Origin of the sequence: Streptomyces daghestanicus (genome assembly GCF_020521275.1) — a bacterium.
Taxonomy (GTDB): Bacteria; Actinomycetota; Actinomycetes; order Streptomycetales; family Streptomycetaceae; genus Streptomyces; species Streptomyces griseoviridis.
Genome location: NZ_BNDX01000008.1, coordinates 1,903,614 through 1,920,208, shown reverse-complemented (window position 1 = coordinate 1,920,208; position 16,595 = coordinate 1,903,614). Strand labels below are relative to the sequence as shown.

Here is a 16,595-nt window from a genome sequence, read left to right as displayed (position 1 = left end):
TCAGCCGCCCACGTCCCGCCTCCGCAACCCCACCACCCCGGTCGCCACCAGCACTCCCGCCAGCCCCAGCAGCACCAGGACCGGGCGCCACTGCATCCCCGCGCCGGGGAGTTTCGGCAGGTGGGCGAAGGGTGACAGGTCCAGCAGCGCCCCCGGCAGGTCCAGCGCCGGGCCGATCCAGCCGAGCAGCAGGGCCGCGCCGGCCACGGCCCACGCCACCGGGGCCGCGCGCGGCAGCAGCCCGAGCAGCAGGACCGCCGCCCCGCCGACCACCCACACCGCGGGCACCTGCACCAGGCAGGCCGCGAGGATCGGGCCGAGGTCCCGGCCGTAGCCGAGGGCGTATCCGCAGCCGGCCGTCAGCAGCAGGACCACCGCGCCGCCGAACGCGGCCACCAGGTGCCCGGCGGCCCAGCGCAGCCGCCCCACCGCCCCGGCGAGCACCGGCTCCGCCCGCCCGGAGGTCTCCTCGGCGTGCAGCCGCAGCGCCGAGGCGACCACGTACAGCGCGGCGACCATCCCCAGCGTGCCGACCATCGCGGAGACGAAGGAGTCGGCCGGCCCGGCCTCCCCGCCCATCCGGGCGATGACCTCCCGGGTGCCCTCGTTGTCCGCGAGCAGCTCGGCCGCGCCCTTCGTCATCGCCCCGTACACCACCCCGGCGACGAGGAAGCCGAGGCTCCAGCCGAGCACACCGCCCCGCTGCAACCGCCACGCCAGCGCCCCCGCCGTGCCGAGCCGGCCGTACGCCGGTCCCGGCCGGGCCGGCCGGAAGCCCGCGCCGACGTCCCGGCGCCCGGCCAGCGCGTACGCCACCGCCCCCTGGGCCAGCACCGCCCCGGCGGGCACCGCCAGCACCCACCACCGTTCGCCCGTGAACGCCCGGACGTTCTCCGCCCAGCCCAGCGGGGACAGCCAGGTCAGCGGGGAGGAACCGTCCGCCGTCCCCGAGTCGCCCGCCGCCCGCAGCACGAAGGCCGCGCCCAGCGTGCCGGCGGTCAGGCCCCGGGCCGCCCGGGCGCTCTCGGTGAGCTGGGCGGCGATCGCCGCCATGGTCGCGAAGACCAGGCCGGCCCCGGCGACGCCGAGCGCGAACGCCACCGCCCCCGCCGTCCCGTGCGCCGACAGCCCCGCCGCGAGCAGCAGCGCGAGGACGGCGTCGGCGACGGCCGCCGCCAGCAGCGCCGCCGTCAGCGGCGCGTGCCGGCCGACCGCCCCGGCCCGCAGCAGCTCGTCCCGGCCGCTCTCCTCCTCGTCCCGGGTGTGCCGTACGACGGTCAGCAGGCTCAGGCCGGCCGCGAGCACCGCCGCGTACACCCCGACCCGCCAGGCGGTCAGCGCGCCCAGCGAATCGCCGAGGAGCGGGCCGGTCATCGCCCGCAGCGCGGAGTTCGCCCGTAACTGCCCTACGAGATCGGCGCGTTCGGCCGCCGTCCCGTACAGGCCCTCCAGGGTGCCCGGCATGGACAGCACCATCACCGCGGTCACCGCGATCCACACCGGGAGCGTCACCCGGTCCCGGCGCAGCGCGAACCGCAGCAGCGTGCCGGTGCCGGCGAACGGACGGGAACCGCCCTCCCGGGCGGCGGCGGCGACGGCGGCGGTCATCGCTCCGCCCCCTGGTCCCGGTAGTGACGGAGGAACAGCTCCTCCAGCGTCGGTGGCGCCGAGGTCAGCGACCGCACCCCGGACCGGCCGAGCGACCGCAGTACGGCGTCGAGATGGCCGGTGTCGACCTGGAGCCGCACCCGGCTGCCCCGGACGTCGAGGCCGTGCACGCCGGGCAGCGCGGCGAGGCCGTCCGGCGGGCCCGCCAGCTCGGCGGTGACGCTGGTGCGGGTCAGGTGCCGCAGCTCGGCCAGCGAACCGCTCTCCACCGTCCGTCCCCTGCGGACGATGCTGACCCGGTCGCACAGCTCCTCCACCTCGCCGAGGATGTGCGAGGAGAGCAGCACGGTCCGCCCGCGCGCGCGTTCCTCCGCCACACAGTGCCGGAACACCTCCTCCATCAGCGGATCGAGCCCGCTGGTCGGCTCGTCCAGGATCAAGAGGTCCACGTCCGAGGCGAACGCCGCGACCAGGGCGACCTTCTGCCGGTTGCCCTTGGAGTACGTCCGGCCCTTCTTGGTCGGGTCCAGCTCGAACCGCTCGACCAGCTCCGCGCGCCGCCGCCCGTCGAGGCCGCCGCGCAGCCGGCCGTACAGGTCGATGACCTCGCCGCCGGAGAGGTTGCGCCACAGGGTCACGTCGCCGGGGACGTACGCGATCCGGCGGTGCGCGTCGACCGCGTCCGCCCACGGGTCGCGGCCGAGCACCCGCGCGGTGCCCGCGTCGGCGCGCAGCAGGCCGAGCAGGACCCGGATGGTGGTGGACTTGCCGGCCCCGTTGGGCCCGAGGAAACCGTGCACCTCACCGGTCTCGACCTCCAGGTCGAGTCCGTCGAGCGCGTGCGTCCGGCCGAACGACTTGTGGAGTCCGGCGACGCTGATGGCCTTCGTCATGCTTCGGAACGTACGCTTCTTTCAGAAAATTGTGAAGTTAAGAAACTGTTAGAGGTGTGCGGGATGATCGAGGGATGACGGACGACACGGGAGCAGGCCGGGAGCGGGACCGGGACCCCGAGGCGGTGTCGCGCTTCGTGGAGGGGTTCGCCGCGCAGCTGGTCGAGGCGGGCATGCAGCGGATGCCCGCCCGGATCTTCGCCGCGCTGCTCGCCTCCGACTCGGGCGCCCTCACCTCGGCGGAACTCGGCACCCAGCTCCGGGTCAGCCCGGCCGCCGTCTCCGGGGCCGTGCGCTACCTCGCCCAGCAGCACATGGTGTCCCGGGAGCGCGAGCCCGGTTCGCGGCGCGAGCGGTACCGGGTGCACAGCGACCAGTGGTACGAGGCGCTCACCAACCGCGAGACGGTGATCAAGCGCTGGGAGGCCGCCCTGCGCGAGGGTGTCACCAGCCTCGGCGCCGGCACCCCGGCGGGCCGCCGCATGGCCGAGACGCTGGCCTTCTTCGAGTTCGTCGACGGCGAGATCGCGGCGATGATGGAACGGTGGCGGGTGCACCGGGAGAAACGGTTCCCATGACGGCTGAGTGATCAGCCAGGTACTTCCGTGATGACCGGTCCGCGTCAAGGGGGGCGCATCATGACGGTCATGGCGGAGCGACCGACGACGGGCGGCACCGGGTCCCAGAGCTTCGAGGAGCTGTTGACGGCCCTCGACGAACTGGACGTACCCGACGGCTTCCGGGCCGAGATCATCAGGGGGAACATCGTCGTGTCGCCGTGGCCCCAGGGCCATTACCACCGGGTCATGCGTTGGGGACACCGTCCGCCGAGGGGTACGCGTCCCGCTGCACCCGGCCGTTCGGCGAGGAGCTGCCGATGCCGGAGCCCTTCGACTGCCTGCTCGACACCGCCGGCTTCGAGGCTCCGGCCGGCTGACCCGAGCGCCCGGCCGGCCTCAGCGCGCCGGCAGCGTCAGCCCCCACGCCGACTCGCGGACCGTCCAGGTCCGCGTCCCCACCGGGCCCGACTCCACCGCGTCCGCCCGGTAGCGGAAGTGCGCCCCCGAGACGGTCACCGTCCGGCCCCGCGCCGTGATCGGGGACGCCTCCGCCCCCACCGACAGCGGCCGTACCTCCACCTCGGCCAGCCCCGGGCCGCCCGGGATCAGGGAGACGCCCGCCACCGGCTGGTCGAGGTCCACCAGCGTCACCCCGTCGACCTCCACCCGCAGCCGCGCCGGGCCGGGACCCGTGGCCGGCCCGGACCGGGCGGGGCGCGGGTGCGCCAGCGTCCGCACCAGCGACTGGCAGGTCCGCAGCCAGGGCCGCACCGACGCGTCGTCGTCCGCCCCGGCGGCCTCCTGGGCCGCCCCCGGCGCCGGCGGGATGCCCACCGCGCCCAGCACCACCCCGTCACTGTCGTCGACCAGCAGGTCCAGCCGCCGTTCCGCCCCCTCCAGGACCGCCCGCGCCGCCGCCACCGCCCCCGACGGCACGCCGAGCGAACGGGACAGCTCCTGCGCCGGGCCGACCGGCACCAGCGACAGACCACATCCGGCCAGCTCCCGCCACCGGTGCAGCAGCCCCACCGCGCGCAGCAGCGCCCGGTCGTCACCGACCACGACCGGACGCCGGGACCCGCGCCGGCCGAGCATCCGGGCGAACTCCTCCGGGCTGTCCGGCAGACACACCTTGGTGTGCGCCGCACCCGCTCTGAGCACGTCTTTCGCTATCCGGACGGACTCCCCGTCCACCCGCCGGGCGACCGGGTCGACGACCACCAGAAGCGGATCGGACAGCGCGGAAGAAGTCCCGGACGATCGCGCGGAAGTCGCCACCTCGGCCATGCCTCACTTCCTCGGGTAGCATCTTTGTGCAAGAGCCCCTTGCGCTATTGCGCCAGGGGCTTCGTCTATACCGGGGCACCCGGTCCGACGGTTGGCGGCCAACGACGGTCGCGGTGCACGCGGCAGCGAACCCGCCGCGTCCGCCCTCGACCTTGGACATGCCCCGCCCGGAAGGGGTGTACGCGCGTGCCCGCACTTGTGCTGCTCGGTGCTCAGTGGGGTGACGAAGGCAAGGGAAAGGCGACGGACCTGCTCGGCGGCTCCGTCGACTATGTGGTGCGCTACCAGGGCGGCAACAACGCCGGCCACACGGTAGTCGTGGGCGACCAGAAGTACGCCCTCCACCTGCTCCCTTCCGGGATTCTCTCCCCCGGCTGCACGCCGGTCATCGGCAACGGCGTCGTCGTCGACCCGTCGGTCCTGCTCTCCGAGCTGAGCGGTCTGAACGAGCGTGGCGTCGACACGTCCAAGCTCCTGATCAGCGGCAACGCTCACATCATCACGCCGTACAACGTCACCGTCGACAAGGTGACGGAACGCTTCCTCGGCAAGCGGAAGATCGGCACCACGGGACGCGGCATCGGCCCGACCTACGCCGACAAGATCAACCGCGTCGGCATCCGGGTCCAGGACCTCTACGACGAGTCGATCCTCACCCAGAAGGTCGAGGCGGCGCTCGACGTCAAGAACCAGATGCTCACCAAGCTCTACAACCGCCGGGCCATCGCCACCGGCCAGGTCGTCGAGGAGCTGCTGGGCTACGCGGAGAAGCTGCGCCCGTACGTCGCCGACACCGTCCTGGTCCTCAACCAGGCGCTGGAGGACGACAAGGTGGTCCTCTTCGAGGGCGGCCAGGGCACCCTGCTCGACATCGACCACGGCACGTACCCCTTCGTGACCTCGTCCAACCCGACCGCCGGCGGTGCCTGCACCGGCGCCGGCGTCGGCCCGACGAAGATCAGCCGGGTCATCGGCATCCTGAAGGCGTACACCACCCGCGTCGGCGCCGGCCCGTTCCCGACCGAGCTGTTCGACGAGGACGGCGAGGCCCTGCGCCGGATCGGCGGCGAGCGCGGCGTGACCACCGGCCGCGACCGGCGCTGCGGCTGGTTCGACGCGGTGATCGCCCGCTACGCCACCCGCGTCAACGGCCTCACCGACTTCTTCCTCACCAAGCTCGACGTCCTCACCGGCTGGGAGCAGATCCCGGTCTGCGTGGCGTACGAGATCGACGGCAGGCGCGTCGAGGAGCTGCCGTACTCGCAGTCCGACTTCCACCACGCGAAGCCGGTCTACGAGACGCTGCCGGGCTGGTCGGAGGACATCACCAAGGCCAAGACCTTCGACGACCTGCCGAAGAACGCGCAGAACTACGTCAAGGCCCTGGAGGAGATGTCCGGCGCCCCGATCTCCGCGATCGGCGTCGGACCGGGCCGGGACGAGACGATCGAGATCAACTCCTTCCTGTAGGCCGCCGCAGGCCCCCGCACCACCGCCGCGACCGTCGTTCGGCCCCCTCCCAGGGGCGCCGGCGGCGGTCGCGGTGTCGTATCGGGGCATGACCCTCTCCTGTCAGGGCCCCTACGGCTGCCAGGGCCCCTACGGCGCCGAGGGCGACCCCGGCGACTGCCCGGACCCGGCCCGGTTCGAGGTCGTGCGGCACGGGCTGCCGCCGCTGCGGGTGTGCCCGGTGCACCTCGGGCCGTCGCTGCTGCTGGCGGCCGGGGTGCTGTGGCCGCCGGGGATCTTGCTGATCGGGTGACGGTCCGGTGGCGGGCATAGCCTGGGGGGAGAACCGCGTATCGACGACAGAAGAAGGTGAGTGCGATGCGCGTGATGCTCAGAGCGACCATGGACACCGAGAAGGCCAACGAGATCATCCGCAGTGGCAGGATGCCCGGGCTGATGAAGGAGACCCTCGACCGCATCCGGCCGGAGGCCGCCTACTTCGGCCCCCTGAGCGGCCGACGGACCGCGCTGCTCGTCTTCGACATGGCGGACAGCTCCGAGTTGCCCGCCGTCGGGGAACCGTTCTTCACCCAGTTCGGCGCCGAGGTCGAGGTGTTCCCGATCATGACCCGCGAGGATCTCCAGAAGGGCCTGGAGAGCATCGGCCGGAGCGCCGGTCTCGACTGAGGACCGCCGCCCGCCGGGGACGTCAGCTGAAGACGATCATCGAGCCCTGCGCCAGGCTCCGCGTCGCCGCCGCGTGCAGCCCCAGCCACACGTGCCGTTCCCGCGCGAACGGGCTGGGGTCGTGCGGCCCCGGTGCCGCCGGCTCCTCCAGCTCGGTCGGCCCGGCGGGCGGTCGCGGGGCGGCCGGGGGGTTGGCCGGGTCGATGCCGAGGGCCGGGGCCACCGCCTCCAGCTCGCGCAGCAGGGCGTGCGAGGAGCCCAGTGGGCCGCCGCCCGCCAGGAGTTCGTCGTTGGCGAGGGGGTGCGGGAAGTCGACCGGGACGTAGGCACCGGCGTGGTCGTAGTGCCAGACCAGGTGGGACTGCTGGGCCGTGGTCTCGAACATCTCCAGCAACTGCTCGTAGTCGCCGCCGAGTTCGTCCACCGGCGTCACCGGAAGGCCGCAGAGCCGGAGCAGATGGGCGCGGCGCAGGAAGTGCAGCGCGTCGTAGTCGAACCCGGCCACCGGGGCGACCTCGCCGGACAGGCCCGGCATGTACGCGAACACCGGCACCGGCGGCAGGCCGGCCTCGGCCAGGGCCTTGTCGTACTGCGCGAGTTCCTCGGCGAAGGGGTTGTCCGGCGCGTGGCACAACACGTCGACGAGCGGTACCAGCCACAGGTCACAGGCCAAAAGAGTGCTCCTCACACAGCACGGTGGTCAGGGCAGGGTAGTCGGTGCGGCGGGAGTGCGGCTCCCCTGGGAGAGCCCTCGTTCCCCCTCCCCTACCCAGGTGCGCGCCTCCCACCCCGCGAGCCGGGCGCACGCGGCCCCGCGCGGGTGGGCGCTCAGGTGGCGGAGAGCCGCTCGATGACCCGGAGCGAGTGGGTGTTGTACGCCGTCACCAGCGCGCGGGCCGCCTCGGGGTCCCGGCGCACCAGGGCGTCGACCAGTTCGGTGTGCCCGGACCACAGGACGCCCCGCAGATCGGCGGCCCGGCGCAGGTGCTGCACCGTGCACACCCAGCTCTGCACCCGCAGCCGGTGCAGGAAGTCGGCGAGGTACGGGTTGCCGAACAGGGCCGCCAGCTCCCGCCAGAACCGCAGGTCGTAGCCGATGAGCACGTTGAGGTCGCCGGCGGTGGCGGCCCGCTGCGCCTCCTCGCCGCGCCGCCGCACCCCGGCCAGCGCGGCCGTCAGCCGCTGCTCGTCGCCGGGCGTGACGGTTCCGGCCCGGCCGTCGGCGAGGGCGTGGAACATCCCGTCCGTGACCAGGCAGCGGGCCTCGATCATGCCGCGGAAGTCGGCGGGGGAGTACTCGTGGACCCGGAAGCCGCGGTGGTGGTCCGCGTCCAGCAGCCCCTGCGCGGACAGGTCGACCAGGGCCTCGCGCACCGGCGTCGCGGAGACGCCGTACTGCTCGGCGATCTCCTTGACGGTGAACTCCTGCCCCGGCTGGAGCCGGCCGGCCAGCACCTCGTCGCGGAGCGCGTCGGCGATCTGCTGCCGCAGGGTGCTGCGCGTCACGGCACCGGTGCCGCTGGGGCCGGGCATGGTCGGGCGTCTCCTCGTCGCGTCCGGGGCGTACGCGCGCCGGCCCCGCGGGCGTGCGCGTGAGCACGGATCGCGCGGGCGTGCGCGTACACACGTATATATGTACGAGCACGCCACCTTACGCGTTCACGCCCCGGCCCTCGCGGCGGCCGGTCAGCCGGTGTACGTGTCCGCGACGGACAGCGCCGCGTCCAGCGCCGCCAGGCCCTCCTTCAGCTCGGCCTCGCTCACGTTGCACGGCGGCACCACGTGGGTGCGGTTCATGTTCACGAAGGGCCACAGGCCGTGCCGCTTCGCGGCGGCGGCGAAGGCGGCCATCGGGGCGTTCGCCTCGCCGGTGGCGTTGTACGGCACCAGCGGCTCCCGGGTCTGCTGGTCGCGGACCAGCTCCAGGGCCCAGAACATGCCGGTGCCGCGCACCTCGCCGACGCTCGGGTGCCGCGCGGCCAGCTCCCGCAGCGCGGGCCCGAGCACGTCCGAGCCGAGCCGGGCCGCGTGCTCGACGACGCCCTCCTCGGCCATCACCCCGATCGTGGCGACGGCGGCGGCGCAGGCCAGCGGGTGCCCGGAGTACGTCAGCCCGCCCGGGTAGGGCCGCTTCGCGAAGGTCTCCGCGATCGCCGGGGAGATCGCGACCCCGCCGAGCGGCACATACCCGCTGTTCACGCCCTTGGCGAAGGTCATCAGGTCCGGTACGACCCCGAACAGGCCGGCCGCGAACCAGGTCCCGGTCCGCCCGAACCCGGCCATCACCTCGTCCAGCACGAAGACGATGCCGTGCCGGTCGCAGATCTCCCGCACCCCGGCCAGATAGCCGGGCGGCGGCACCATGATCCCGGCCGTCCCCGGGATCGTCTCCAGCACGATCGCGGCGATCGTCGCCGGCCCCTCGAAGGCGATCGTCGTCTCCAGGTGCTCCAGCGCCCGCGCGCACTCCTGCTCCTCGGTCTCGGCGTGGAACCGCGAGCGGTACAGGAAGGGCGCCCAGAAGCGCACGACCCCGGCCGTGCCGGTGTCCGAGGCCCAGCGGCGCGGGTCCCCGGTGACGTTCACCGCCTGCTGGGTGCCGCCGTGGTACGAGCGGTACGCCGACAGCACCTTCGGCCGCCCGGTGTGCAGCCGGGCCATCCGCAGGGCGTGCTCGACGGCGTCCGCGCCGCCGTTGGTGAAGAAGATCTTGTCGAGGTCGCCGGGGGTCCGCTCGGCGATCAGCCGGGCCGCCTCCGACCGCGCCTCGATCGCGAAGGCGGGCGCGAACGTCGTCATCCGCCCCGCCTGCTCCTGGATCGCGGCGACGACCTTCGGGTGCTGGTAGCCGATGTTGGTGAAGACCAGGCCGCTGGTGAAGTCGAGGTAGCGCCTGCCGTCGTAGTCCCAGAAGTACGACCCCTCCGCGCCGGCGACGGCGAGCGGGTCGATGAGGTCCTGCGCGGACCAGGAGTGGAAGACGTGTGCGCGGTCGGCGGCCTTGACGGCGGCACCGGAAGGGGAGGAGTCCGGGGTGCTCTGAGGGGTCATGCGGCCGAGGGTAGGCGGCGCGGGCGCGGGGAGGGTATCGGCGTCCTGTCTGCGGGGCGGGCCGATCCGCGACAGGGTGTCGACGACCGTCCGTCGGCGGACCCGCACCACCTGTTACGGAACCGTCGAGGCCCCGTGGTCCGTGCGGCCGCCAACGCGGCACTATTCTCGGGCTGTTGTTCATGGACGGGTGTGCGGCTGTCCGGGTGCCCGGAGGCCCGGGTGGCCGGGTACGCACGGGGCTGGTTCGGGGAGGGCGGCGCGACGATGGAGCGGCTCGCGGCGGGGGACCCGCGGTTCATCGGCGAGTACCGGCTGCTGGCGCGGCTCGGCGCGGGCGGCATGGGGCAGGTGTTCCTGGCCCGGTCAGAGCGCGGCCGCACGGTCGCCGTGAAGCTGGTCCGGGCGGACCTGGCGGCGCGGGAGGAGTTCCGGGCGCGGTTCCGGCAGGAGGTCGCGGCGGCCCGGCGGGTCGGCGGCCCCTGGACCGCGCCGGTGCTGGACGCCGACACCGAGGCCGCCGTGCCCTGGGTCGCCACCGGGTACGTCGCCGGGCCCAGCCTCCAGCAGGTGGTCGGGCACGACCACGGGGCGCTGCCCGAGCGGTCGGTGCGCATCCTCGGCGCCGGGCTCGCCCACGCGCTGAAGGACATCCACGCCGCCGGGATGGTGCACCGCGACCTGAAGCCGTCCAACGTCCTGGTCACCATCGACGGCCCCCGCGTCATCGACTTCGGCATCGCCCGCGCCCTGCTGACCGACACCGGCGCGGGGCTCACCCGGACCGGCGCGCTCGTCGGCTCGCCCGGCTTCATGGCGCCCGAGCAGGTCCGCGGGGAGCGTGTCACGCCCGCCTGCGACGTCTTCTGCCTCGGCTCGGTCCTCGCCTACGCGGCCACCGGCGTCCCGCCCTTCGGGAGCGCCGACAGCGGGGCGCCCGCCCAGCTGTTCCGCATCGCCCACGAGGACCCGGACCTGACCGGGGTCCCCGAGGGCATCGCCGACCTGGTCCGCGCCTGCCTGCGCAAGGACCCCGCCGCCCGCCCCTCCCTGGACACCGTCCTGGCCCGCACGGGCGCCGAGGACACCGTCGCCGAGGGCCGCTCCCGCGACCCCTGGCTGCCGGGCGCCCTGGTGGCCCAGCTGGGGCGGCACGCGGTACGGCTGCTGGAGGTGGAGGACCCGGAGACGGCGGAGCTGCGGACGGTCACCGGGCCGGTCGCGCCGGGCGGGGGAGGGGGCGGGGTCTCTCCGCTGCCCCCGGCGGGCGCGGGCCGGAACCCGTTGCCGTCCGTACCCTCCGTGAACGCGGGGCCTCCGGGAACCGTGAACGCGGGGCCTCCCGGGGCCGTGAACGCCGGGAGCCCGCCGCCGTACGGCACGCCGCACGCCGGTGCCGGCCCGACCGCGCCGCCGTACGGCGTCCCCGGAGCGGCCTCGCCCTACGGCGTCCCCTACGGCACGCCCTACGGCGGCCCCGGCCCCACCCCGCCGCCCCACGGCACCTCCCCTTACGCCAGTTCCCCGTACGCCAGCGCCCCGCAGAGCCCGCCGCCGAAGGCGCCCGCGCCGCCGAACCGGACCCCCTCCACCGTGCTGCTCCTGGTGATCGCCCTGGTCGTCGCGCTGGCCGCCGGCGCTTCGGTCTACGCGCTGATGAGCGGTGGCGGCAGCGGCGACGGCGACGGCGGCCGGGCGTCCGACGACCCCCGCCCCGCCCCCACCGCGGCCACCTCCTCCGCGTCCCCGGCCGGCAGCCCCGCCGAGGAGACCGAGGCCGCGAAGGAGACCGGGGGCGCGCTCCCGGCCGCCTACCTGGGCACCTGGACGACCACCGTCGACAACGCCACCGGCCACCACCGCCGGAGCCTGACCCTCCGGCAGGGCGAGGTGGGCGACACCGTCCTCTCCCTGGTCGCGGACGGCGACGGCTACCACTGCGCCTTCGAGGCCGCCCTCACCGCCGACCCCGGCACCGACGGGCCGCTGCGGTTCGGGCCGTCCACCGTGACGACCGGGGAGCCGGCCTCGGCCTGCACCCCGGGCTCGTCCTCCGAGGTGACCCTCCTGCCGGACGGCCGCCTGGAACGCGTCCTCGCCGACGACGGAAAGGCGCTGGCCTTCACCCGCGGGTGAACGGCGGGCGAACTGTCGCCCGCCGGCGTGAACATCCCGCCACGGCGCACGCCGGTTCCCTCGCACAGCCGTACGGTGACCGGACGACGGGACCGGTGACCCGGACGGACGACGGGCGGCCGGCCGGACGGGCGGCCGGACGGTGGCTGGGGGCGGGGGGCCCACTGTGCAGTGGTTGAGCGCGGAGAACCTGATCGCCGTGGCCACGGCGGTCCTCGGCATCGCCGCCTCGGGCGTGATGCTCTGGTTCGAACGGCGGGTGCCGCGCCGCAAGAGGATCGGTTACCGCGTCCAGATGGACAACCCCATCGGCGACGACGCCCGGTCCGGCCGGCTCAACCGCCGCCTGGGCCTGTTCGACGAGGCCCCGGACATGACGGACGCCACCCTGGTCCTGCTCCGCGTCGAGAACGACGGCTCCCAGGCCATCGACCGCGACGACTACACGGGACCCGAACTCCACGGGCTGACCGCGGTGTTCACCGACCGTGTCATCCGCGGCGTCTCGGTGACGCAGGCGTCCACCACCGCCCACCTGACCGACCACTTCACCGCCGCCCGCGGCTTCGGCTACGAGGGCAACACCCTGCGCATCCCCCGCGTACCGCTGAACCAGCGCGACCACTTCAAGCTGCTCGTCCTCCTCTCCGGCGGCTCCGTGGGCGGCGAGATCCGGCTGACCGGCGGCCTGCGGGACGGCGAGGTCCACCCCAACCGCAGCGCCACCCCGGACGACACCCCGCCGCTGTTCGGCCGCGCCGCCCGGCTGGTCACCGTCCTGCTCACGGTGTGCGTGGTCACGCTCGCCACGCTCGTCGTCGCGCGGGACGGCACCCGCCCGCCGATCGGCTGCGCGAGCGGCCGGCTGACCCTCATCGGCTCCACGGCCTTCGCTCCCGTCCTGCGGGAGGCGGCCGAGCGGTACGAACGGGACTGCGCGGACGCGGAGGCGGAGATCGAGGTCGACGCGCACGGCTCGACGTCGGGCGTACGGGAGCTGGCGGCGGCCGGCGAGAAGGCGGCGGACGGCGCCCCGCCGGTGGTGGCCTTCTCCGACGGCGCCAAACCGAACGGCCTGCCCGAGCTGCGGGAGAGCCGGGTCGCCGTCTCCGTCTTCGCGCTGGTCGTCAACGACGGCGTACGGCTGCCCCGCGGCGGCCTCGCCACCGCCGACGTCCAGCGCCTCTACCGCGGCGAGATCACCGACTGGCGCGAGCTGGGCGGCCCCGGCCTGCCGGTACGCCTGGTCAGCCGGGACGCCGACTCGGGCACCCGGCAGGTCTTCCAGCGCCGGGTGCTGGGCCGGGGCGAGATCGCCAACTCCTCGCTCGACTGCGTCCACAAGGACGACCCGGCGGCCGACGTGGTCCGCTGCGAACTCGACTCCACCGACCAGGTCCTGTCGGCCGTCGCCGACATCCCCGGCGCGATCGGCTACAGCGAGCTGAACCTGGCCGGCCGCGCGAAGGGCGTCCGCAGCCTGGACCTCGACGGCCACCCGCCGTCCGTCGACGCCCTCGAGCGCGGTACGAACGACTACCCGTACCGCGAGATCGAGTACGCCTACACCTACGGCCGCCCCCCGGCCGACTCCCTGGCCTCCAGCTTCCTCACCTACCTCACCCGGGGCAACGGCCAGAACATCACCCGGACCCACGGCCACGTCCCCTGCTACACCCCGGAATCCCTGACCCTCTGCGCCACCTAGCCGCCCCCGCTGCGGGCAGTCGTGCCTCCCCCAGTGCCTGAACGGCCTGGGAGGTACCCCCAGGGCGGCACGGGTGGGCGCAGCGGCACCCCGCCGGCGCCGGACGCGCGACACCCTCCCGACCCCGGTCCTCACCCCGCTCACCGGCCGGCGCCGGGCGCGTGACACCCCCGACCTCATCCCCGCCCCACTCACCCGCCGGCGCGGGACACCCCCCGACCTCGGTCCTCACCCCGCTCACCGGCCGGCGTGTGGCGCCCTCCCGACCTCGGTCCTCACCCCGCTCACCGGCCGGCGTGTGGCGCCCTCCCGACCTCGGTCCTCACCCCGCTCACCCGCCGGCGTGTGGCGCCCTCCCGACCTCGGTCCTCACCCGCCGGCGCCGGATGCGCGACATCCCTGGCCTCATCCCCGCCCCACTCACCCGCCGGCGCGGGACACCCCCCGACCTCAGCCCCCCCACCCCCCGCTCACCAGCGAAACGCCGGCCCACTGGACCCGAAACGCCTTCACCGAGCCTCAGGAGGCCGCTGCCGAGGCATGTTCGGCCGCCCTCCCGGCGGCACCCCGAACCTCCCCTGCACCACAGCCCCCTCACCCCCCGCCCCGCCCCGCCCCGCCCCACCGCCACCATCCGCCCCCACGCGCATCCCCCACGGCGCCACCCCCGCCCGGAACGACACCATCCAGTCCGCCGTCTCCGCCCGCACCAGCTCCGTCACGTCCTCCGAGAACCTCCGCAGCACCAGCAGACACCGCTCCGCCGCCTCCCCCGCCGTCCCCTCCGCGGGCCCCAGCACCTCCCGCGCACTCTCCGACGCCCAGTCGAACTGCAGCGCCTGCAACCGCCGCTGCACCGCCTGCGCCGTGGCCACGTCCCGCATCCACCCGGACGTCACCCCGAAGTACCGGTCCACGGCCACGCACGCCACCCCCAGCAGCAGCGCCACATACCCCCAGACCGCGACCCCGCCCACCGCCCCCGCCAGGTCCAGCAACGGCAGCGCCGCCCCGGCGACCGCCCCCGCCGCCGCCCCGCCCCGCAGCACCCGCGCCGCCCGCCGCTTCCACGTACGGTCCGCGAGATACCACGCCACCGTCTCCAGCGCCCCCCGCTCCACCCACCGGTACAGCTCCTCCAGCCGCTCGGCGGGCAGCCCCCAGTCGCCGAGCGGCAGGGCCCGCCCCGCCAGGTCACCCGGCTCACCCCGCCCCTCCCGCTGAGGCGGACCCTCGGGCTGCATCTCCGGCTGACCCACCCGGCACTCCCCACTCCTAGCGAACACGCAGCGTGACGACTGTGTGACGAATCGGTGACGACTTCGACGCGCCGGACCCTTCCTACCCCCCATCGGGTGGCGAAAGCCCCGGTATCACCCGTTTTCCGTCCGGGAGGGGTCGCTGATCAGGTATAGGGATCACCCACTCTCACTCGAAAGAGTGCCGGGGCGAGGGCCGCCCGGACCACGTAGGCTCGTGCCGAACGGAAAAACCGAGCGAACCCGCGAAGCGGACCGCGGCGACAGGAGCTGATCGTGATCCCCGGTGGTGGCCAGCCCAACATGCAGCAGCTGCTCCAGCAGGCCCAGAAGATGCAGCAGGACCTGGCGAAGGCGCAGGAGGAACTGGCGAGGACCGAGGTCGACGGCCAGGCCGGCGGCGGCCTGGTGAAGGCCACCGTCACCGGCTCCGGCGAGCTGCGCGGCCTCGTCATCGACCCCAAGGCGGTGGACCCGGAGGACACCGAGACCCTCGCCGACCTGATCGTCGCCGCCGTCCAGGCGGCCAACGAGAACGCGCAGACGCTCCAGCAGCAGAAGCTCGGCCCGCTGGCCCAGGGCCTGGGCGGCGGCAGCGGCATCCCGGGCCTGCCTTTCTGAGCCGGCCCGCCCCCTTTACCGTCGTACGTAGCGCAGGAACCCAGGAAGGACGGCAGTCCGTTGTACGAAGGCGTGGTCCAGGACCTCATCGACGAGCTGGGGCGGCTGCCCGGCGTCGGTCCCAAGAGCGCGCAGCGGATCGCCTTCCACATCCTCCAGGCGGAACCGACCGACGTACGGCGTCTCGCGCACGCCCTGATGGAGGTCAAGGCCAAGGTCCGCTTCTGCGCGGTCTGCGGCAATGTCGCGCAGGAGGAGCACTGCAACATCTGCCGTGACACCCGCCGCGACGCCTCCGTCATCTGCGTGGTCGAGGAACCGAAGGACGTCGTGGCCATCGAGCGCACGCGCGAGTTCCGCGGCCGGTACCACGTGCTCGGCGGCGCGATCAGCCCCATCGACGGCGTCGGCCCCGACGACCTGCGCATCCGGGAGCTGCTCGCCCGCCTGGCCGACGGCACGGTCACGGAGCTGATCCTCGCCACGGACCCGAATCTGGAGGGCGAGGCGACAGCGACGTACCTCGCCCGCATGATCAAGCCCATGGGCCTCAAGGTCACCCGCCTGGCCAGCGGCCTCCCGGTGGGCGGCGACCTGGAATACGCGGACGAGGTGACCCTCGGCCGCGCCTTCGAGGGGAGACGACTCCTAGATGTCTGACGCCACGCTGCACGCGACCGACCAGAACCCGGACGACTTCGCGGTCCAGATCGCCGACCAGATCGAGAGCTTCCTGGTCGCCGTCACCGAGGTGGCCCGGGGCGACGAGCCGGCCTCGGCCGTCCCCTTCCTCCTCCTGGAGGTCTCCCAGCTCCTCCTGGCCGGCGGCCGCCTCGGCGCCCACGAGGACATCGTCCCGGACGAGCGCTACGAGCCCGACCCGGGCCCGGAGCTGGACGTGGACGAGCTGCGCGAGAACCTCGCCCGCCTCCTGGAGCCGGTCGACGTCTACTCCGAGGTCTTCGACCCCTACGAACCGCGCAAGGCGAGCGTCCCGGCCCGGATCTCCGACGACCTCACCGACGTCATCTCCGACCTGCGCCACGGCATGGTCCACTACCGCGCCGGGCGCACCACCGAGGCCCTGTGGTGGTGGCAGTTCTCCTACTTCTCCAACTGGGGGTCCACCGCCTCCGCGACCCTGCGCGCCCTCCAGTCGGTCGTCGCCCACGTCCGCCTCAACCAGCCCCTGGCCGCCCTCGACGGCCTGGACACCGACGAGGACCTCGGTGACGAGACGCTGGAGGCCGAGGCAGGCCGCGTCATGGTGGAGGAGATCGCGGGCCCCCTCGGCCTGCGCCCGGTGAAGTAGCGGCACCCGAGTGTGCCGAGAGCC

General features: G+C 74.2%; 17 protein-coding genes. 10 read left to right on the top strand and 7 right to left on the bottom strand.

Features of this window, described 5'->3' with window-relative positions; translation table 11 throughout:
* Window positions 1-1,608, bottom strand: a complete 1,608-nt coding sequence (locus tag Sdagh_RS18145) for an ABC transporter permease (protein WP_190076996.1) — start codon at window positions 1,606-1,608, stop codon at window positions 1-3.
* Entirely contained in the window at window positions 1,605-2,501 is an 897-nt protein-coding gene (locus Sdagh_RS18140) for an ABC transporter ATP-binding protein (protein ID WP_190011470.1), read from the bottom strand. Before Sdagh_RS18140 ends, Sdagh_RS18145 begins: the two co-directional genes overlap by 4 nt.
* A gap of 74 nt (window positions 2,502-2,575) precedes the next feature.
* On the opposite strand from Sdagh_RS18140, the gene Sdagh_RS18135 reads away from it, so the two are divergent.
* Window positions 2,576-3,079 carry a GbsR/MarR family transcriptional regulator gene (locus Sdagh_RS18135; RefSeq protein WP_190011469.1) on the top strand — a complete coding sequence of 168 codons (504 nt, stop codon included), beginning with the start codon at window positions 2,576-2,578 and terminating at the stop codon, window positions 3,077-3,079.
* 233 nt (window positions 3,080-3,312) lie between these two features.
* On the top strand, window positions 3,313-3,438 hold the full coding sequence (locus Sdagh_RS36710; RefSeq protein ID WP_268253131.1) for a hypothetical protein: 126 nt from the start codon (window positions 3,313-3,315) through the stop codon (window positions 3,436-3,438).
* A gap of 19 nt (window positions 3,439-3,457) precedes the next feature.
* Here Sdagh_RS36710 and Sdagh_RS18125 read toward each other — a convergent pair whose 3' ends face one another.
* A complete protein-coding gene (locus tag Sdagh_RS18125) occupies window positions 3,458-4,348 on the bottom strand; it encodes a diacylglycerol kinase family protein (protein WP_190076995.1) in 891 nt (296 codons plus the stop codon).
* 186 nt (window positions 4,349-4,534) lie between these two features.
* On the opposite strand from Sdagh_RS18125, the gene Sdagh_RS18120 reads away from it, so the two are divergent.
* The 3 genes from Sdagh_RS18120 (at window position 4,535) to Sdagh_RS18110 (ending at window position 6,484) form a co-directional block, all read left to right on the top strand.
* Entirely contained in the window at window positions 4,535-5,818 is a 1,284-nt protein-coding gene (locus Sdagh_RS18120; RefSeq protein WP_189422135.1) for an adenylosuccinate synthase, read from the top strand.
* 88 nt (window positions 5,819-5,906) lie between these two features.
* Window positions 5,907-6,110 (top strand): hypothetical protein, encoded by a 204-nt coding sequence (locus tag Sdagh_RS18115; protein ID WP_190076994.1) that lies wholly within the window; start codon window positions 5,907-5,909, stop codon window positions 6,108-6,110.
* 65 nt (window positions 6,111-6,175) lie between these two features.
* Window positions 6,176-6,484: a hypothetical protein gene (locus tag Sdagh_RS18110; RefSeq protein WP_189422133.1), complete on the top strand. Its 309-nt coding sequence runs from the start codon at window positions 6,176-6,178 to the stop codon at window positions 6,482-6,484.
* A gap of 22 nt (window positions 6,485-6,506) precedes the next feature.
* Here Sdagh_RS18110 and Sdagh_RS18105 read toward each other — a convergent pair whose 3' ends face one another.
* The 3 genes from Sdagh_RS18105 to Sdagh_RS18095 all read right to left on the bottom strand — a co-directional run bounded on the left by Sdagh_RS18105 (window position 6,507) and on the right by Sdagh_RS18095 (window position 9,535).
* Complete coding sequence (locus Sdagh_RS18105; protein WP_190076993.1) at window positions 6,507-7,157, bottom strand: putative DNA-mimic protein; 651 nt, start codon at window positions 7,155-7,157, stop codon at window positions 6,507-6,509.
* 155 nt (window positions 7,158-7,312) lie between these two features.
* Window positions 7,313-8,017 (bottom strand): GntR family transcriptional regulator, encoded by a 705-nt coding sequence (locus tag Sdagh_RS18100; RefSeq protein ID WP_189422131.1) that lies wholly within the window; start codon window positions 8,015-8,017, stop codon window positions 7,313-7,315.
* Window positions 8,018-8,170: 153 nt separating this feature from the next.
* Window positions 8,171-9,535, bottom strand: a complete 1,365-nt coding sequence (locus Sdagh_RS18095; protein WP_189422130.1) for an aspartate aminotransferase family protein — start codon at window positions 9,533-9,535, stop codon at window positions 8,171-8,173.
* A gap of 267 nt (window positions 9,536-9,802) precedes the next feature.
* Here Sdagh_RS18095 and Sdagh_RS18090 point away from each other — a divergent pair, with 267 nt between their 5' ends.
* Both Sdagh_RS18090 and Sdagh_RS18085 read left to right on the top strand, forming a co-directional pair.
* A complete protein-coding gene (locus tag Sdagh_RS18090; RefSeq protein ID WP_190077037.1) occupies window positions 9,803-11,671 on the top strand; it encodes a serine/threonine-protein kinase in 1,869 nt (622 codons plus the stop codon).
* Window positions 11,672-11,837: 166 nt separating this feature from the next.
* On the top strand, window positions 11,838-13,379 hold the full coding sequence (locus Sdagh_RS18085) for a substrate-binding domain-containing protein (RefSeq protein ID WP_189422129.1): 1,542 nt from the start codon (window positions 11,838-11,840) through the stop codon (window positions 13,377-13,379).
* Between the two features lie 509 nt (window positions 13,380-13,888).
* On the opposite strand, the gene Sdagh_RS18080 is transcribed toward Sdagh_RS18085, so the two are convergent.
* On the bottom strand, window positions 13,889-14,638 hold the full coding sequence (locus Sdagh_RS18080) for an SLATT domain-containing protein (protein ID WP_190011466.1): 750 nt from the start codon (window positions 14,636-14,638) through the stop codon (window positions 13,889-13,891).
* Between the two features lie 276 nt (window positions 14,639-14,914).
* Between Sdagh_RS18080 and Sdagh_RS18075 the strand changes: the two genes are divergently transcribed.
* The 3 genes from Sdagh_RS18075 to Sdagh_RS18065 are packed head-to-tail and all read left to right on the top strand — an operon-like array spanning window position 14,915 to window position 16,571.
* A complete protein-coding gene (locus tag Sdagh_RS18075; RefSeq protein ID WP_188185262.1) occupies window positions 14,915-15,259 on the top strand; it encodes a YbaB/EbfC family nucleoid-associated protein in 345 nt (114 codons plus the stop codon).
* A 60-nt stretch (window positions 15,260-15,319) separates the two neighbouring features.
* Window positions 15,320-15,919, top strand: coding sequence for a recombination mediator RecR (recR, locus tag Sdagh_RS18070; protein ID WP_189422127.1), 600 nt, complete (start codon window positions 15,320-15,322; stop codon window positions 15,917-15,919).
* Window positions 15,912-16,571 (top strand): DUF5063 domain-containing protein, encoded by a 660-nt coding sequence (locus Sdagh_RS18065; RefSeq protein ID WP_189422126.1) that lies wholly within the window; start codon window positions 15,912-15,914, stop codon window positions 16,569-16,571. Before recR ends, Sdagh_RS18065 begins: the two co-directional genes overlap by 8 nt.
* Window positions 16,572-16,595 lie beyond the last annotated feature (24 nt).

Coding starts and splice junctions, on each gene's coding strand:
- Sdagh_RS18145 (WP_190076996.1), bottom strand. CDS start 1,608: ATGACCGCCGCCGTCGCCGCCGCCGCCCGGGAGGGCGGTTCCCGTCCG.
- Sdagh_RS18140 (WP_190011470.1), bottom strand. CDS start 2,501: ATGACGAAGGCCATCAGCGTCGCCGGACTCCACAAGTCGTTCGGCCGG.
- Sdagh_RS18135 (WP_190011469.1), top strand. CDS start 2,576: ATGACGGACGACACGGGAGCAGGCCGGGAGCGGGACCGGGACCCCGAG.
- Sdagh_RS18125 (WP_190076995.1), bottom strand. CDS start 4,348: ATGGCCGAGGTGGCGACTTCCGCGCGATCGTCCGGGACTTCTTCCGCG.
- Sdagh_RS18115 (WP_190076994.1), top strand. CDS start 5,907: ATGACCCTCTCCTGTCAGGGCCCCTACGGCTGCCAGGGCCCCTACGGC.
- Sdagh_RS18110 (WP_189422133.1), top strand. CDS start 6,176: ATGCGCGTGATGCTCAGAGCGACCATGGACACCGAGAAGGCCAACGAG.
- Sdagh_RS18100 (WP_189422131.1), bottom strand. CDS start 8,017: ATGCCCGGCCCCAGCGGCACCGGTGCCGTGACGCGCAGCACCCTGCGG.
- Sdagh_RS18095 (WP_189422130.1), bottom strand. CDS start 9,535: ATGACCCCTCAGAGCACCCCGGACTCCTCCCCTTCCGGTGCCGCCGTC.
- Sdagh_RS18090 (WP_190077037.1), top strand. CDS start 9,803: ATGGAGCGGCTCGCGGCGGGGGACCCGCGGTTCATCGGCGAGTACCGG.
- Sdagh_RS18065 (WP_189422126.1), top strand. CDS start 15,912: ATGTCTGACGCCACGCTGCACGCGACCGACCAGAACCCGGACGACTTC.